The 16,278-nt window shown below is 41.9% G+C and carries 14 protein-coding genes and 2 other annotated features; of the genes, 3 read left to right on the top strand and 11 right to left on the bottom strand.

Going from position 1 to position 16,278, the window contains the following annotated elements; translation table 11 throughout:
- Positions 1-78: 78 nt before the first annotated feature.
- From CFT42_RS01465 to trpE, 8 genes are read right to left on the bottom strand one after another with little or no spacing between them, the layout of a single operon-like run.
- The gene (locus tag CFT42_RS01465) at positions 79-504 is read right to left on the bottom strand and encodes a hypothetical protein (protein ID WP_088808828.1); all 426 of its coding nucleotides are present in this window, start codon (positions 502-504) and stop codon (positions 79-81) included.
- Positions 505-562: 58 nt separating this feature from the next.
- Positions 563-1,330 (bottom strand): tryptophan synthase subunit alpha, encoded by a 768-nt coding sequence (gene trpA / locus CFT42_RS01460; RefSeq protein ID WP_088808827.1) that lies wholly within the window; start codon positions 1,328-1,330, stop codon positions 563-565.
- Positions 1,327-2,526, bottom strand: a complete 1,200-nt coding sequence (gene trpB, locus CFT42_RS01455; RefSeq protein WP_088815218.1) for a tryptophan synthase subunit beta — start codon at positions 2,524-2,526, stop codon at positions 1,327-1,329. The genes trpA and trpB overlap by 4 nt, the downstream gene beginning before the upstream one ends.
- Positions 2,504-3,133, bottom strand: coding sequence for a phosphoribosylanthranilate isomerase (locus tag CFT42_RS01450; RefSeq protein ID WP_088815217.1), 630 nt, complete (start codon positions 3,131-3,133; stop codon positions 2,504-2,506). The genes trpB and CFT42_RS01450 overlap by 23 nt, the downstream gene beginning before the upstream one ends.
- Positions 3,130-3,894: an indole-3-glycerol phosphate synthase TrpC gene (gene trpC, locus CFT42_RS01445; RefSeq protein ID WP_088808824.1), complete on the bottom strand. Its 765-nt coding sequence runs from the start codon at positions 3,892-3,894 to the stop codon at positions 3,130-3,132. The genes CFT42_RS01450 and trpC overlap by 4 nt, the downstream gene beginning before the upstream one ends.
- Entirely contained in the window at positions 3,891-4,910 is a 1,020-nt protein-coding gene (trpD, locus tag CFT42_RS01440) for an anthranilate phosphoribosyltransferase (RefSeq protein WP_088815216.1), read from the bottom strand. The genes trpC and trpD overlap by 4 nt, the downstream gene beginning before the upstream one ends.
- Positions 4,903-5,493: an anthranilate synthase component II gene (locus CFT42_RS01435; RefSeq protein WP_088808822.1), complete on the bottom strand. Its 591-nt coding sequence runs from the start codon at positions 5,491-5,493 to the stop codon at positions 4,903-4,905. Before CFT42_RS01435 ends, trpD begins: the two co-directional genes overlap by 8 nt.
- A complete protein-coding gene (gene trpE / locus CFT42_RS01430; protein WP_088815215.1) occupies positions 5,490-6,848 on the bottom strand; it encodes an anthranilate synthase component I in 1,359 nt (452 codons plus the stop codon). Before trpE ends, CFT42_RS01435 begins: the two co-directional genes overlap by 4 nt.
- A 53-nt stretch (positions 6,849-6,901) precedes the next feature.
- Positions 6,902-7,113, bottom strand: a binding site (T-box leader).
- 41 nt (positions 7,114-7,154) lie between these two features.
- Positions 7,155-7,404 (bottom strand) — a binding site (T-box leader).
- Between the two features lie 312 nt (positions 7,405-7,716).
- Between trpE and adhE the strand changes: the two genes are divergently transcribed.
- The 3 genes from adhE to CFT42_RS01415 all read left to right on the top strand — a co-directional run bounded on the left by adhE (position 7,717) and on the right by CFT42_RS01415 (position 12,509).
- A complete protein-coding gene (gene adhE, locus CFT42_RS01425) occupies positions 7,717-10,317 on the top strand; it encodes a bifunctional acetaldehyde-CoA/alcohol dehydrogenase (protein WP_088815214.1) in 2,601 nt (866 codons plus the stop codon).
- 225 nt (positions 10,318-10,542) lie between these two features.
- Positions 10,543-11,457: an ABC transporter ATP-binding protein gene (locus tag CFT42_RS01420; protein WP_088808819.1), complete on the top strand. Its 915-nt coding sequence runs from the start codon at positions 10,543-10,545 to the stop codon at positions 11,455-11,457.
- Positions 11,457-12,509, top strand: a complete 1,053-nt coding sequence (locus CFT42_RS01415) for an ABC transporter permease subunit (protein WP_088815213.1) — start codon at positions 11,457-11,459, stop codon at positions 12,507-12,509. The genes CFT42_RS01420 and CFT42_RS01415 overlap by 1 nt, the downstream gene beginning before the upstream one ends.
- Positions 12,510-12,606: 97 nt before the next feature.
- Here the strand turns inward: CFT42_RS01415 and CFT42_RS01410 are convergent, their stop codons facing one another.
- The 3 genes from CFT42_RS01410 to acnA all read right to left on the bottom strand — a co-directional run bounded on the left by CFT42_RS01410 (position 12,607) and on the right by acnA (position 16,195).
- Entirely contained in the window at positions 12,607-13,173 is a 567-nt protein-coding gene (locus CFT42_RS01410) for a DNA-3-methyladenine glycosylase I (RefSeq protein ID WP_088815212.1), read from the bottom strand.
- A gap of 6 nt (positions 13,174-13,179) precedes the next feature.
- Positions 13,180-13,410, bottom strand: coding sequence for a hypothetical protein (locus CFT42_RS01405; RefSeq protein ID WP_240310278.1), 231 nt, complete (start codon positions 13,408-13,410; stop codon positions 13,180-13,182).
- A gap of 88 nt (positions 13,411-13,498) precedes the next feature.
- A complete protein-coding gene (gene acnA / locus CFT42_RS01400; RefSeq protein WP_088808815.1) occupies positions 13,499-16,195 on the bottom strand; it encodes an aconitate hydratase AcnA in 2,697 nt (898 codons plus the stop codon).
- Between the last annotated feature and the right edge of the window lie 83 nt (positions 16,196-16,278).

Raw genomic sequence — 16,278 nt, 5'->3', positions numbered from 1 at the left:
CTCCAAAAAAAAAGAACAAACTTAAAAAGAACTGTAAGTAGCAAGCTAAAGCCCTTTTTCAAAGTTCATTCCTTTTATTCATTCTACCTTCTCGCTCATTCCCTTACGCAGTGAAGAAATCGCAATCACGCTGAGTAGAATTAACATTCCCGGTATAAGTAAACTGCTCAAATTAAATCCGCCATTCACCATGCCAAGAATGATAGAAAGAATCATGAATACAATATAAAACATATAGAGTCTTACACGAACGAGAAGCCCTTTTCTTAAACGGCGATACGCAAGCAAGAATAAAACCGAAAAAAGCACGAAAAAGATCACGTTGATTGACGTATTCACAAGTGCCGTACGAATCACTGCTTGCGTCAGCTTTAATTCTTCCTGATTAGGAATCACGAGCACCACTGTGACTAAGCCTACGATCGCAAGAATCGCTTGCAAAATGGAAACAAGCGCAATAATAATCGTTGTCGTTTTTGCTTGTTTTAAATAAATTTCAGGCATACAAACACCACGCTTTCTCACTGACTTTACCATACCGCAAGCGACCCGTCAAACCGAGCTAAACCTCACTGACTTTGGTTAAAAAATCAGCCAATTCCGCGTGCTTCGCCTCATGGAGAAGCGACACAATTTTACTCCCGATGACAACCCCGTCCGCGACTTGCATAAATTGTTCGACATGTTCCACTTTTGATACACCGAAGCCAGCTAAAACAGGAATGTCCGTTTGCGCTTTTAAGTTTTGCAAATGAGAACCAATATTTTCTCCAAACGTTTGTCTTGTTCCTGTCGTTCCGTTCACCGTTACAGCATAAATGAAGCCTTCTGCATCTTTTACAATCTGCTCAATTCGCTGTTTGGAACTAGTTAAGGAAACGAGTGGCACGAGGGCGATATCTGCATCGTCAAGGTATGGCGTCAGTAAATCTTGATGCTCATACGGCAAATCGGGAATGATTAAGCCTTTTACGTTTGTTCCGCGCAAACTTTCGATAAATGTCGGGACACCAATTTGGAAGATGGGATTAAAATAGGTCATCATGACGAGTGGCACGTTTGATTGTGTGTGTTGCAGCGTCTTCACAATGTCTCTTAAGCTTATTTGCTCGTTTAAAGCGCGTAGTCCCGCTTGCTGTATAATTGGTCCGTCTGCAACTGGGTCGGAAAACGGGATACCAATTTCGATGGCAGCGACTCCGTTTTCCTCCAAAAAAGAAATGGTTTCAGGTAGTGTATCGAGTCCACCGTCCCCCGCCATAATGTAGGGCACAATAAGTGGTTTATGTTGAGCTTTTCGTTCGTTTAGTACGCGCGTCAAAGTTTTCATTCTGCTTCCCCCTTTAATCTCGCCTTCATTTGATCGACATCTTTGTCCCCGCGGCCTGACAAACAAACGATGATGCTTGCATCTTTTGGAAGCGTCTTTGCAAGTTTAACGGCATAACTAATTGCATGGGAACTTTCTAACGCGGGAATAATCCCTTCTGTTTGGCAAAGTAGCTGGAATGCTTGAACCGCTTCATCATCAGTAACGGACGTATAGCTCGCTCTCCCCAATTGATTAAAATAAGAATGTTCCGGTCCAATCCCTGGATAATCTAATCCGGCAGAAATCGAAAAGGCTTCTAAAATTTGGCCATTTTCATCTTGCAACACGTCCATCATCGCACCGTGTAGCACCCCTTTTTTCCCGTTTGTAATCGATGCAGCTTGGAAATTTGTTTCTAATCCTAATCCCGCGGCCTCAACGCCAATCATTGCGACAGCTTCATCTGCCACAAATGGATAGAATAATCCCATGGCGTTACTGCCGCCGCCAACACAGGCTACGACTGCATCTGGCAGTTTTCCTTCTGCCGCTAAATGTTGCGCTCGCGCTTCTTTTCCGATGACACTTTGGAAATCGCGAACAATTTGCGGAAAAGGGTGCGGTCCGAGCACAGAACCCATAATATAATGTGTATCCTCAATGTGTTCCACCCAGTAACGTAACGTTTCATTCACCGCATCTTTTAGCGTTCTACTCCCAGAAGTGACGCTCACGACTTTCGCACCTAGAAGCTCCATGCGAAACACGTTTAGTGACTGCCTTTTAATATCCTCCTCGCCCATAAAAATGGTGCATTCCATATTGAACAGCGCTGCAACCGTTGCCGTTGCGACACCATGTTGACCCGCTCCTGTTTCTGCGACCACCTTTTTCTTGCCCATCGACTTCGCAAGGAGCGCCTGCCCAATTGTATTGTTGATTTTATGCGCACCCGTGTGATTCAAATCTTCACGCTTCAAATAAATTTTCGCCCCGCCAGCATAATCCGTTAGTTGTTGGGCTAAATAAAGCGGCGTTTCGCGCCCCACATATTGTTTTAAATAATCCGCCAGTTCTTCCTTAAATTCCTTCGTTTCAGACAGCTTTTGATACGCTTCTTCTAATTCTAAAACCGCACGCATCAGTGATTCTGGAACGAAGCGTCCGCCGTAACTCCCGTAAAAACCTTTTTCATTCGGTGCCTCGTAGTGCATGATTATCCGCTCCTTTTGTATGTTTAATAAATGCTTTGATTTTCATTTGGTCTTTCACATCATTTGTTTCTACGCCAGACGAAACATCCACGCCAAACGGCTCGAAAATTTGAATGGCTTCTGTGACGTTTTGCGGGTTTAGCCCGCCGGCAATGATAAGGCGGCTTTTTGGCAAATCGCCCATACCTATTTTCTCCCAATCAAAGGTCTCGCCTGAACCGCCTTCAAATTCTTTAGGTGGTGCATCGAGCAAAATTAGGCTATCCTGATACGCAGAAACATCGCCAATTATTTCGCCGTCCCGCACTTTAAAAGCCTTGATTGTTGGGCCAACTTTCGCCGCAAATTCCGGTGTCTCACTCCCGTGAAGTTGAACGATATCGAGCGGCACATTTTCTTTTAAAAATAAAACTTCCTCCAAATCAGGATTCACAAAAACGCCTACTTTTAAAACATTATCTGGTAAGACTGCTGCCATTTTGCGTGCTTCTTCGACTTGCACTTGGCGCTTGCTTTTAGCGAAAACGAAGCCGATCATGTCTGCCCCCATTTCGGCTGCGAATTTCGCATCAGCTACTGTTTTCAAACCACAAATCTTCACTTTCATCGTAGAACACGCAACCTTTCTGCTGCCTCGCGCGGATTTTTTTCACGCATTAACGCTTCGCCAACGAGAACAGCACGATAATTTTTCCGCACGCGCTGAACGTCTTCTGCCGTCTTAAATCCTGATTCACTTATATAAAATGCGGATTGATTGACCATTTCTTTTGCAAGTGATTCACTCACCGCAATATCTACTTCAAAGGTACTTAAATTTCGATTATTCACACCAATTAATTTAGCGCCTATCCACTCAGCAATTTTTAATTCCTCGAGGTCATGCACTTCAACAAGTGGCAACAAGCCGATTTCAACAGCCTTTTCATATAAGCTTTTAAGTTGTGGCTCACTAAGCGCCGCCACAATAAGTAAAATAACTGACGCACCGCAATTTTTCGCACGAATCATCTGCTTTTCACTAATAATAAAGTCTTTGCATAAAACGGGGACAGAAACCGCCTGCGCAACAGCTTGTAAATCCGCCATGGAACCTTTAAAAAAGATTTCATCTGTTAGAACAGAAATGAGACCAGCACCCGCTTGCTCATAGGCTTTTGCTTGCTTAACTGGGTCCACGTTCAAATTAATCGCTCCCTTAGACGGTGAAGCTCGCTTCACTTCTGCAATTAGTTGCATTCTTTCAGGATTGTTCGCTAAAAACGTTAGAAAATTTGGCTTGTCAGGCTGAACTTGCAGCACTTGTTCTTCCATTTTCGCCACTTCTTTGCGTTTTTCCATTAATATTTTATCTAAAAATGTTGTCATCCTACTAAAACCTCCTTTTGTGCAGCTAACAATTCCTGCAATTTGTACTTCGCTTCACCGCTTGCAACAATTTTTCGAGCCATGAGAACACCCTCTTCTATCGTCGTGACTTTCCCGTACGCATAAAAACCAAGTCCTGCATTCAGTAAAACCGTATCCAAACAAGGTCCTTCTTCATTGTCTAAAACACGTGTTAAAATTTGGCTATTTCGTTTCGCATCGCCACCTTGAATTTGTTCACGCGTCGTCTTTTTTAATCCCACATCATCAGGCGAAAACGTCAACTCTTGGAGGCTTCCGTCCGCATACACGGCGATATGATTTTCCCCAAGTAAAGTGGCTTCGTCCATATAACCCGCGCCATTGACTACAACCGCACGCTTGCGACCAAGTTTTCCGAGCGCTAGTGCGGTTTCGCGTAAAAGATCTCGCCGGTAACTCCCCATGAGCTGCGCCTCGAGTGGTACGGGATTCGTCATCGGTCCAATTAAGTTGAAAATGGTCGGTGTTTTAAGTGTTTGGCGGACGTGCATCACGTATTTCATTGCGGGATGAATGTTTGGCGCAAACAAAAAGGCGATTCCGACATTTTCGAGCAGATAAGCCATTTTGTCAGGCGTTAAAGCAATTTCAATACCTAGCTCCGAACAAACATCAGCGCTTCCAGAGCGACTCGATACACTACGATTGCCGTGTTTGGCCATTTTGATTCCCCCTGCCGCAAGTACAAATGCGCTTGTTGTACTAATGTTAAATGTATTCGATTTATCTCCACCTGTGCCGCAATTGTCCATCGCATCGCCTTTTGCGTACGGGATTTTCATAGCCAATTTTTGCATAGTGCTTGCTAAACCGGAAATTTCATCTAGTGTCTCGCCTTTTATTTTCAAAGCCATTAAGACTGCGGAAATTTCAATCTCGGATAGTTTTCCTTGGAACATGTCTGTCGCTAAACTGCTCATTTCTAGTTCTGACAAATTTTCTTTCGCGTATAATTTTTCCATCGTCCTATCCATTTTTCACTCCACCTTCCTTTTTTGTAATTTCAATAAAATTCCCAATAATCTGTTTTCCAAAAGGCGTGCCAATTGATTCAGGGTGGAATTGCAAACCGAACACCGGCTTACCGCGAACTTGCATCGCCATCATTTCCTTGTCATCAAGTGCTTCCCCAAGCGAGCAAAGTTCTGCACCCAAACTGTTTTTTTGAACAATTAGTGAGTGATAGCGCATTACTTCAAACGTTGTTGGCAAGCCTTGAAATAGTTCCGATTCGGCGCATGTCATCTGCGAAATTTTCCCGTGGCGAATTTCATTTGCTTGGCTGACATTCGCGCCAAAAACCTCACCAATTGCCTGATGCCCTAAACAAATTCCTAAAATCGGCGTTTCATTCGCCTTCTTCTGAATAAGCGCTTCTAAATTTCCAGCAGCAGAAGGTTTTCCCGGTCCCGGTGATAAAATAATGCCACTCGCCATCTCTGCTCGTTGGAACAAGTTGTCCGCATCATTTCGAATAACTTCAACTTCGGCAAACTCCTGAATAAATTGCGCCAAGTTATACGTGAACGAATCATAATTATCGACCAAAAGAATCATTTTCCCACCTCCAGTAACGCTTTCGCCTTTTGTAACGTTTCATCATATTCACTTTCTGGGTCAGAATCATAAACAATTCCAGCCCCCGCTTGAACATAAACATGCTCTTTATGGATGACTGCCATCCGAATAGCAAGCGCAAAATCGGCGTTTCCCCGTTTCGTCACATAGCCTACCGCACCACCGTACGGGCCACGTTTCACATCTTCCCATTCATAAAGTCGCTGCATCGCTCGAATTTTCGGGGCACCGCTTACAGTTCCAGCAGGCAAAACAGATTTCAGAGCATCAAAGGCATGCAATTCCGGCAATAGTCGTCCTTCCACAACAGATACGAGATGCATCACGAAACGATAGCGTTCGATAGTTAAATAGATGGGAACTGAAACGGAGCCAACCGCGCTCACACGCCCGATATCATTTCTCCCCAAGTCGACCAACATACGGTGCTCTGCAAGCTCTTTTTCATCAGCCAACAGTTCGGCGGCTAACATTTTATCTTCAGCTGCTGACTGACCTCGTTTTCTAGTGCCAGCAATTGGATTGGTTTGCACAAAGTCGCCGTTTACGCTAACTAAGCTTTCTGGCGATGAACCAATTAGCTTCGTTTCTCCAAAGTCGATAAAAAATAAATACGGAGATGGATTAAGGAGGCGGAGCTTGCGATAAAACGAAAAGGCATCGCCCGTGAACTTTGCTTCGAGCCGCTGCGACAAGACAACTTGGAAAAAGTCCCCCGCTTCAATAAATGCTTTCGCACGCGCTACTTTTTCCATAAAAGCTGCCTTCTCAAGTCGACTTTTAAAGGCGAACGATTCAAGCTGAGCCGGATCTGCTTCCCCTTTTTTGGGGGTGAAAATTTCATGTTCCAAGTCTACAAGCGCCGCCTGCAATTCCGTGTCCTCACGCTTAGAATAGGCATTATCCTCAACTAGCGTCAAGCGCTCCAATTTATGATCATAAATGACGTAGGAATCGTATAAAAAGAAGTGCGCATCTGGCAGGTTTAAATCATCGCATTTTGGTTCTCCGATATTTTCATAAAGGCGCACCATATCATAGCCAACATAACCAATGGCCCCTGCTTCAAATGGAAGTGGTAATTTTTCTCTTTCCATAAATACAATTTGTTCGTACAATTTTTCAAGCGGATCTTCTGCCAATGTTTCGATGCCGTCCAAAATGAACGTGTTGCCAAAAATTTGAATTTCATGTACGGGATTAAACGCGATAATCGAATATCTGCCTGCCTCAGCATCTTTTGCCGTCCCTTCCAGCAAGCTTTTATTTTTTCCACTTAATCGCTTATAAATTAGCGGAATCGTCAATGTATCTGCTTCAATTGTTTTTTGCATCACACATCTCTCCTTTTTCAAAATAAAAAGCCCTCTAAAGAACAAATTGTCCTTTAGAGGGCGAACGTGTCGCGGTACCACCTCTTGTTTAAGAAAATGCTTTCTTAATCTCTTGTTTTTAACGGTAACAAACCGTCAATCCCTACTATATAGTTCAAGATTGAACGCGCAAGGCCCATTCCTTTATTTTTCCAGACAAGCTTCCACCAACCGCTTGCTCTCTATACTTTCCAAATAAAGTACTCTTCCTGCTTCGTGCTTTTTCATATAAAACGAAAAGGGTCTCCCGTCCATGTCTAATTACTAGACAAGGACGGAAGACCCGTGGTGCCACCTTGATTAACTTAAAAATTTAAGTTCACTTTATTCCATCTGCCAAAAGCTAAATGGTGCCTTGTATAACGATAAGGCTTAATCGCTAAATCCTACTTGGTTACCCCGTTCAGTTTAGAGCTAGAAAGTCCATTCACACTAATCATTGTTACCGGCTCACACCAACCGCAGGCTCTCTTGAAACAATTTTTTAGGTTACTTACTCTTTCATTCACGCTGTTATTTTAAGTTGTTCTCATCTTAACAAAATTAAATTTAAATTGCAAGCCTAATTTTTCATTCCCCTTTTTTCTAAAACAAAAGAACCAGAAAACGCTTTCGAAATAGACCTTAAGACTTAATTTTAATATTTTGTGAATCTTTTCACGTGAAACTATTTACAAACTTTTTATGCTGAGGTATACTAACGGTGTAATCAAGTCACACCTTAAAAAAGCTGGTAAAAGTCGACTGCCAAATTTTTTTAAACACATAGGGACGTTTTAAGTCTTTGTTGGACATTTTAAGTCCCTTATAATTCTAGGAGGTTGTAAAAATGGCAATTAAAGAAGAAGCTACTCGCGAAGTTTTAGAAGTTCAAAAAGTGATTGATAAGTTAGCAAACAACGGTGCAGAAGCGCTAAAAGCCTTTGAAAATTACACGCAGGAACAAATTGATTCCATCGTGCATGCAATGGCTGTTGCAGGACTTGACCAACATATGCCACTTGCAAAAATGGCTGTAGAAGAAACTGGTCGTGGATTATATGAAGATAAATGTATCAAAAATATTTTCGCAACGGAATATATTTGGAATAACATTAAAGCAAATAAAACGGTAGGCATCATTAACGAAGATAAACAAACTGGTGTTATCGAAATTGCTGAGCCAGTTGGCGTTGTTGCTGGTGTTACACCCGTAACCAATCCAACTTCAACAACTTTATTTAAAGCGATTATTGCCATTAAAACGCGTAATCCTATTATCTTTGCTTTCCACCCAAGTGCTCAAAAATGTTCGTCTGAAGCGGCACGTGTCGTATATGAAGCAGCTGTAAAAGCTGGCGCACCTGAAAACTGTATTCAATGGGTTGAAAAGCCATCTCTTGAGGCAACAAAACAACTTATGAATCATGATAAAGTTGCATTAGTTCTTGCTACAGGTGGAGCTGGAATGGTTAAATCCGCTTACTCAACTGGTAAACCGGCACTAGGCGTTGGTCCTGGTAACGTTCCTGCTTACATCGATAAAACAGCAAAAATTAAACGCGCTGTTAACGACATCATTCTTTCTAAATCATTTGACCAAGGTATGATTTGTGCGTCTGAGCAAGCTGTCATCGTTGACAAAGAAATTGTGAAAGAAGTGAAAGAAGAATTCGCTGCTAACGATTGCTATTTTGTAAAAGGCGCTGAATTCAAAAAACTTGAAAGCTATGTTATCAACCCTGAAAAAGGCACATTAAACCCTGACGTTGTTGGTAAATCCCCTGCTTGGATTGCTGAACAAGCTGGCTTTAAAGTTCCAGAAACAACGAAAATTTTAATCGCTGAAATTAAAGGCGTGGGTGATAAATATCCGCTTTCTCATGAAAAATTAAGCCCAGTTCTTGCTTTCATTGAAGCGAAAAATCAAGCAGAAGCTTTCGACCGCGCAGAAGAAATGCTTGAATATGGCGGTTTAGGTCACTCGGCTGTTATTCATTCAACAGATAGTGAAGCGCAAAAACAATTTGGTATTCGTATGAAAGCTTGCCGTATTATCGTGAATGCACCATCTGCTCAAGGCGGTATCGGAGACATTTATAACGGCTTTATCCCTTCCCTTACACTTGGATGTGGTTCTTACGGTAAAAACTCTGTTTCGCAAAACGTTAGTGCAACGAACCTTTTAAATGTAAAGCGTATCGCAGATCGGAGAAATAATATGCAATGGTTTAAATTACCACCGAAAGTATTCTTTGAAAAATATTCCACGCAATACTTGCAAAAAATGGAAGGTTTAAATCGCGTATTTATCGTGACTGACCCTGGAATGGTACAATTTAAGTACGTTGACGTTGTTATCGACCACTTAAAACGTCGTTCAAACGATGTGGATTATCAAGTGTTTGCTGACGTTGAACCAGATCCGTCTGATGTCACCGTTTATAAAGGTGCAGAACTTATGAAAGACTTTAAACCAGATTGCATTATCGCGCTCGGTGGTGGTTCCGCTATGGACGCGGCAAAAGGTATGTGGTTGTTTTATGAGCATCCTGAAGCTTCGTTCTTTGGCTTAAAACAAAAATTCTTGGATATTCGTAAACGTACGTTCAAATACCCTAAACTTGGGGAAAAAGCTAAATTTGTTGCTATCCCAACTACAAGTGGTACTGGATCTGAAGTAACGCCATTTGCAGTTATTACTGACAAAGAAAACAACATTAAATATCCGCTTGCTGATTATGAACTTACGCCAGATGTTGCTATTGTTGATGCACAGTATGTCACAACTGTTCCAGCACACATCACAGCTGATACTGGTATGGACGTGTTAACGCATGCTATTGAGTCTTACGTTTCTGTTATGGCAAGCGACTATACACGTGGTTTATCCATTCAAGCGATTGAATTAGTGTTCGCCAACTTACGCGATTCTGTTCTTAAAGGTGATGAGGATGCACGTGAGAAAATGCATAATGCCTCTGCCCTAGCTGGTATGGCTTTTGCGAATGCATTCCTTGGAATCAACCATAGTTTAGCACATAAAATCGGACCGGAATTCCACATTCCACACGGTCGTGCGAACGCTATCTTAATGCCACACGTTATTCGCTACAATGCGCTTAAACCTAGAAAACATGCTTTATTCCCTAAATATGAAAGCTTTACTGCTGACGAAGATTATGCTCGCATTGCTCGTATTCTTGGATTAAAAGCGAATACTGCGGCAGAAGGCGTTGCTTCCCTTGTTGATGCCATCATTAAGTTAGGTAAAGACATCGGAATTGATATGAGTCTTAAAGGACAAAATGTTGATAAGAAACAATTTGATGCCGTTGTAGACACATTAGCTGATCGCGCCTTTATGGACCAATGTACAACAGCGAATCCAAAACAACCTCTTGTCAGCGAATTGAAACAAATTTATGTTGAAGCTTACAAAGGCGTTTAATGAAGACTCACTCCCACCTTTAAAGAAATGAGTAGCGTAGATTGTTATCTTCATTCCCTAATATACAATCTCTAAAAACAACTTGCATGTAAGTATGCCAAGCTTACATAGCAAGTTGTTTTTTTCTACACCTAAAGACCTAATCGATGACCAATCTATAGATTCATGTTAATTGTGTAGATTTTGTGTATACTGATTATATTCTGTGAAAAAGGAAGTGAGCAAATGCCTGAAACGGTGTTACAACTTGAAAATATCTCGAAAAAAATTGGCAAAAAAGAAATCATACATAACATTAGTTTTGAAATTGAAAAAGGGGAAGTTTTCGGTTTACTTGGACCAAATGGTGCAGGAAAAACAACGATTATTCGCTCCATCGTTGGGTTAATCTCGAAAACAAATGGGCAAGTTTCCATCTGCGGGGTCAATTTAGACGAAAACTTCAAAGAAGCCATTCAAAATATTGGGGCTATCATTGAAAATCCTGAATTTTACATGTATATGTCTGGCTGGAAAAATTTAAAGCAATTTGCGCGTATGAGTCGAAAAGATATTTCAGATGAGGAAATTAGCGCGATTGTGGAAAAAGTAAAATTGAGTCATGCGATTCATAATAAAGTTAGAACGTATTCTCTTGGTATGCGCCAGCGTCTTGGCGTTGCACAAGCTTTAATTCATGAACCTGCCCTACTCATTCTCGATGAACCAACAAATGGGCTTGACCCACAAGGCATGGCGGAATTTCGAACGCTGATTAAAGAGCTCGCTGCAAATGGCACTTCTGTTTTAATTTCAAGTCATCTCTTAGCTGAAATTCAACAAATTACGGATCGCTTTGCCATTATTGACAAAGGGCATCTGACGCACATTGAGAAAATGACAGATTTAACTGCGGATAAAACGTTAAAAGTCACACTTGAGGTTTCAGACGGCGCTAGCGCTAAGCTCGTATTAGACACGCTTGACCTCGAAATCATTGAACAAAGAGAGAATCAGTTTGTGTTAAATGTGACGCGCGAAGTCCTTCCAGAAATCGCCCGCGCACTTATCCGGGCTAATTTGGACATTCTTGAATTATCCAAAGTTCAATTCTCACTCGAAGATCGCTTCTTAGCACTTACAAACGGGGGGGAAATCTAATGCGTTTAATTCAAAACGAGTTTCAAAAATTATTTCTAAAAAAATCAAGTTGGAGTATGCAAATTATTCTTGTTGTTCTGATTTTCTTGATGACTATGTTGATGTTCACGATTTCAAGAACAGACGGTGTGGAAGAAAAGCTGCAACCACAAGGAATTACATCTTATTATAATGCGGACGGACAACCTATTTCAGAAGATGACTACTGGAACGCACAAAATGAGAATAAAGCAACTGGTTATACAGAAAAGGTCCTTTCTCCTAAAGATTCTGTCGCTGCTTTAAAAGTTTCAAAGGAAGCAGCTCCAAAAGAAGATCAGGAAAACATCCAAAAACAAATAGATTATTATCAAGTTTATGCTGATGAAGGTAAAATACCAATGTCATCTGTAAGTTCTATGACTGGTGCAGAATTTTTTGCAAGTCTTGGTACTATGAATATGATTGCGAGCATTCTAGTTGCTGTCATAGCAAGTATTATAGTTGCTTCCGAATTTTCGGGTGGAACAATTAAATTGCTTTTAGCTCGGCCTTACTCGCGAAGTCAAATTCTTGCATCTAAGCTTGCGGTTGTCATTCTGTATGCTGTGATTACGAGCATTGTGCTATTTATTTCTGCATTCTTATTCTCATTCATTTTGCCTAGCGGGGCGTATCTCATGCCAGTATCACCAGATTCTGGGGCATTAAATGCGTTGCAATCTGCGCTACTTCTGCTCGGCTCTAATTTTATTATGATGATTGTTTATGCAAGTATTGCCTTCTTGTTCTCAGCCGTTGTTCGCTCTCAAGCACTTGCTGTTGGTGTAAGTTTAGGGGTATTGTTCTCTGGTTCTATTCTTTCAGCCCTCTTACCAATCGCAATCGAAAAATATGACTGGTTGAAATGGCTTATATTTAACTTGTTAAACTTGAACAGTGCTGTTACTGGAAACCCCATCGCTGGAGATTTAGCGATTTGGCAAATCATTTCGGGGCTTGCAGTCTATGTGCTGATATTTCTTGGCATCAGCTTTTATTTCTTTAGAAAACGAGATGTCGCACTTAGTTAATCTAAATTTGAAACGACAATAAAAAGAAGCATAATTCCAGAAAAACCATTTTTTAAAATGGTACTATTCCTGGATTTATGCTTCTTTTAATTTTAACTCATTGCTGGTTATAAGCACAAGTTACCGCATGATCATTAATCACACCGATTGCCTGTAGATAGGAATATACAATGACGGGGCCGACAAACTTAAAGCCGCGTTTTTTCATGTCTTTACTTACTCGTTCGGAGAGTTCATCTTTCGCCGGCATTTCCTGATTTTCACTAAGTTGATGATTCATCACTTTATCGTCTGTAAAATGCCACATATATTTTGAAAATGAACCAAATTCTGCCTGCACCTTTTGGGTAGCCTGCGCATTCGTTCTAACGGCATTCACTTTCGCTTTATTTCGGATAATGGCGGCATTACTCACGATGTCTGCCAACTCTTCGTCTGTCAGTTTGGCGCAAGCGTCAATATCAAATTGTAAAAAGGCTTCTTGGTACCCTGCTCGCTTATTCAATATCGTGCGCCAAGATAAGCCAGCTTGAGCCCCCTCTAAGTTTAAAAGCTCAAAAAGATATGTATCCTCGTAGCTCGGCTTGCACCATTCATCATCATGATACGCCAGCATGACAGCATCGCCATTCGCTGCCCAACTACATCGCTTTTGTTCACTCATAAACACTCATCCTCCTAAAATATACTGCATGCACAGAAATGCACCACAAAAAAACGCGACATACGCAAAATAAAAATGCTTTGCTCGCCACTCCATCAGCCCTAGTGCAAGACAGATTGCTGTGAAAATAACTAAAACAAGTGGTGGCAACGGAATTTTATAACCACTTATAGACGTGATTAAACTAAGCATCAAACTAATAATAATAAGTAAAATTAATAACGTGTTTTTTCGCATCTCATTTTCCTTTCTCCACCCATTATAGAACATTAGTTCGCTAAATGCAATTAAAAAAAGACCGCTTTCTGAAAAGCGGTCTTTCGGATTAATTTTCTAGTTTTCCGCGTAAAACCATTTGCAAAATACCACCGTGGCGGTAGTAGTCGATTTCAACTTCTGAATCAAAGCGGGCAATCGCTTCGAATGTCGTTACTTTACCGTTTGGTGAAGTAGCGGTCACTTCAACAAGACTTCTTGGTGTGACGGATTCATCAATGGCAACGTGGAATGTTTCTTCGCCTGTCAAGCCGAGTGCGTCAGCACCTTCACCTTGTTTAAATTGAAGTGGCAAGACGCCCATCATGACGAGGTTGGAACGGTGAATTCGCTCGTAGCTTTTCGCGATGACCGTTTTAATCCCAAGTAAATTTGTTCCTTTGGCTGCCCAGTCGCGTGAAGACCCCATTCCGTAATCATCGCCGGCAAGGATAACTAGACCAGTGCCATCAGCCATATATTTGCGTGAAGCATCGTAGATAGACATGACTTCCTTTGTCGGGAAATAAGTTGTGTAGCCACCTTCTGTACCTTCTGCGATTTGATTTTTGATGCGAATATTCGCAAACGTTCCGCGCATCATCACATCATGATGGCCTCGTCTTGAGCCATATGAGTTGAAGTCGCGAATCGCAACACCTTGCGCTTGTAAAAATTGACCTGCTGGAGTATCTTTCCCAATGGCGCCGGCCGGTGAAATGTGGTCAGTCGTAACGGAGTCACCGAACTTCCCTATCACCCGAAGGTCAGACAAAGTTTCCACTTTTCCTTTTTCCTTCGATAAGTTTTCAAAAAATGGTGGGTTAGCGATATACGTTGAAGTATCGTCCCACTGATAAAGCGCCTCATCTGTTGTATTGATGGCATTCCATGCTTTATTTTCATCAAAAACACGCGCGTATTGTTCGCGGAATAGTTCAGGTGTTACGGTTTCTTCCACAAGTTGTTTCACTTCGTTTGAAGAAGGCCAAATATCTTTTAGGAAGTACGCCTTTCCGTCATTTCCGTGCCCAATTGGCTCATTTTCTAAATCGATATTTGTTGTGCCCGCTAAGGCATATGCCACAACAAGCGGAGGCGAAGCTAAAAAGTTCGCTTTTACAAGCGCATGAATCCGACCTTCAAAATTTCGATTTCCACTAAGAACAGCTGACACAAGCAAATCATTTTCTTGAATCGCCGCTTCAATTTCATCTTTTAATGGACCAGAATTCCCGATACATGTTGTACAACCGTAGCCGACTAAATCAAAGCCTAGTTTATCTAAATAAGGTAGCAATCCTGCTTTCTCCAAATAACCGGTTACTACTTTTGAACCAGGAGCAAGCGAAGTTTTCACAAATTTAGGCACTTCAAGTCCAAGTTCCACTGCTTTTTTTGCGACTAAGCCGGCTGAAAGCATGACATATGGATTGGACGTGTTTGTGCAACTTGTAATCGCGGCTATGGCAACCGAACCTGTTTTCATCACGGATTCATCGCCGTTTCCGTACACGACTTTCGCATGTTTATTTAGCGCATCTGGTTCTAAGCCGAATCCTTGATTACCAGCAGGCGCTGAGATGGATTTTTGGAACGTTTCCTTCATATCAGATAAAGGAATTAAATCTTGCGGACGTTTCGGTCCTGAAAGATTCGCTTCAATTTCGCTTAAGTTAATTTCTACCGTATCTGTATAATCAGGCTCACGGTTTTCTTTCGTAAAGAATAAATCATTTTCTTTTAAATAAGCTTCAACAAGGCGAATTTGTTCCTCGTTGCGGCCCGTTAAACGCAAGTATGTCAGTGACTCAGCATCAACAGGGAAAAATCCACAAGTTGCCCCGTACTCTGGCGCCATGTTAGCCACCGTTGCGCGGTCTGCAAGCGGTAACGTCGACACGCCTGGTCCATAAAATTCCACGAACTTCCCTACGACTTTTTTCTCCCGAAGAACTTGTGTCACTTTAAGTGCAAAATCCGTAGCCGTTGCGCCGTTCGGTAGAGCGCCTGTCAGCTTCACACCGATAACTTCAGGAATTGGGAAATACGAAGGTTGTCCGAGCATTCCTGCTTCAGCCTCAATCCCGCCAACGCCCCAGCCGAGCACCCCAATACCGTTAATCATCGTTGTATGGCTGTCGGTCCCAACGAGTGTATCTGGAAACACGATAGTTTCGCCGCTTTCCTCTTTTGCGATAACAACGCTCGCCAAATATTCCAGATTGACTTGATGCACAATTCCAGTTGCAGGCGGCACAGCGCGGTAATTATCAAATGACTTCTGCGCCCAGTTCAAGAACTGATAACGTTCCATATTGCGCTGAAACTCAAGCTCCATGTTGATTTTAAGCGCTTCTGGATTTGCATAGCTGTCTACTTGAACAGAGTGGTCCACAACAAGGTCTACTGGAATTTCCGGATTGATTTTCTCCGGATCGCCCCCCAAGTCCGCCATCGCTTTACGTAGTGAAGCCAAGTCAACAACAGCAGGGACACCCGTAAAGTCTTGTAAAATCACTCGTGCAGGTTTAAACGGAACTTCTCCGTCGTTTTGACTTGCTTCTTTCGACCAATTGCTAAGCCCCTTAATATGTTCTTCTGTGATTGCCTTGCCGTCGCTCTGTCTTAAAACCGATTCCAAGAGCACTCGAATCGAATAAGGCAACCTTTCAATGTTCGCTTCTAACGATTTTAATTTAAAATAGTGATACGTTTTATCATCCAATTGAAAAGATGATTTTGCTTTCGCTTTCAAGTTTGTCATCCACGTTTCCTCCTTCATTTCGAAACGATTGATATTCCCTACTTTATTTTACTGGAAAGTACATGATAAGTAAACTAAGTTAT

The sequence above is a fragment of the Listeria goaensis genome (genome assembly GCF_900186125.1).
GTDB lineage: Bacteria > Bacillota > Bacilli > Lactobacillales > Listeriaceae > Listeria > Listeria goaensis.
The sequence above is the reverse complement of the archived record's forward strand: the minus strand, read 5'-3'. Positions and strand labels throughout refer to the sequence as shown.

Bases quoted from the DNA above. Each gene is read 5' to 3' on its own strand.
- CFT42_RS01415 (WP_088815213.1), top strand. From the start codon at position 11,457: ATGCGTTTAATTCAAAACGAGTTTCAAAAATTATTTCTAAAAAAATCA.
- trpB (WP_088815218.1), bottom strand. From the start codon at position 2,526: ATGCACTACGAGGCACCGAATGAAAAAGGTTTTTACGGGAGTTACGGC.
- CFT42_RS01465 (WP_088808828.1), bottom strand. From the start codon at position 504: ATGCCTGAAATTTATTTAAAACAAGCAAAAACGACAACGATTATTATT.
- adhE (WP_088815214.1), top strand. From the start codon at position 7,717: ATGGCAATTAAAGAAGAAGCTACTCGCGAAGTTTTAGAAGTTCAAAAA.
- trpC (WP_088808824.1), bottom strand. From the start codon at position 3,894: ATGACAACATTTTTAGATAAAATATTAATGGAAAAACGCAAAGAAGTG.
- trpE (WP_088815215.1), bottom strand. From the start codon at position 6,848: ATGCAAAAAACAATTGAAGCAGATACATTGACGATTCCGCTAATTTAT.
- trpA (WP_088808827.1), bottom strand. From the start codon at position 1,330: ATGAAAACTTTGACGCGCGTACTAAACGAACGAAAAGCTCAACATAAA.
- CFT42_RS01450 (WP_088815217.1), bottom strand. From the start codon at position 3,133: ATGAAAGTGAAGATTTGTGGTTTGAAAACAGTAGCTGATGCGAAATTC.
- CFT42_RS01420 (WP_088808819.1), top strand. From the start codon at position 10,543: ATGCCTGAAACGGTGTTACAACTTGAAAATATCTCGAAAAAAATTGGC.
- acnA (WP_088808815.1), bottom strand. From the start codon at position 16,195: ATGACAAACTTGAAAGCGAAAGCAAAATCATCTTTTCAATTGGATGAT.
- CFT42_RS01435 (WP_088808822.1), bottom strand. From the start codon at position 5,493: ATGATTCTTTTGGTCGATAATTATGATTCGTTCACGTATAACTTGGCG.
- CFT42_RS01405 (WP_240310278.1), bottom strand. From the start codon at position 13,410: ATGCGAAAAAACACGTTATTAATTTTACTTATTATTATTAGTTTGATG.
- trpD (WP_088815216.1), bottom strand. From the start codon at position 4,910: ATGGATAGGACGATGGAAAAATTATACGCGAAAGAAAATTTGTCAGAA.
- CFT42_RS01410 (WP_088815212.1), bottom strand. From the start codon at position 13,173: ATGAGTGAACAAAAGCGATGTAGTTGGGCAGCGAATGGCGATGCTGTC.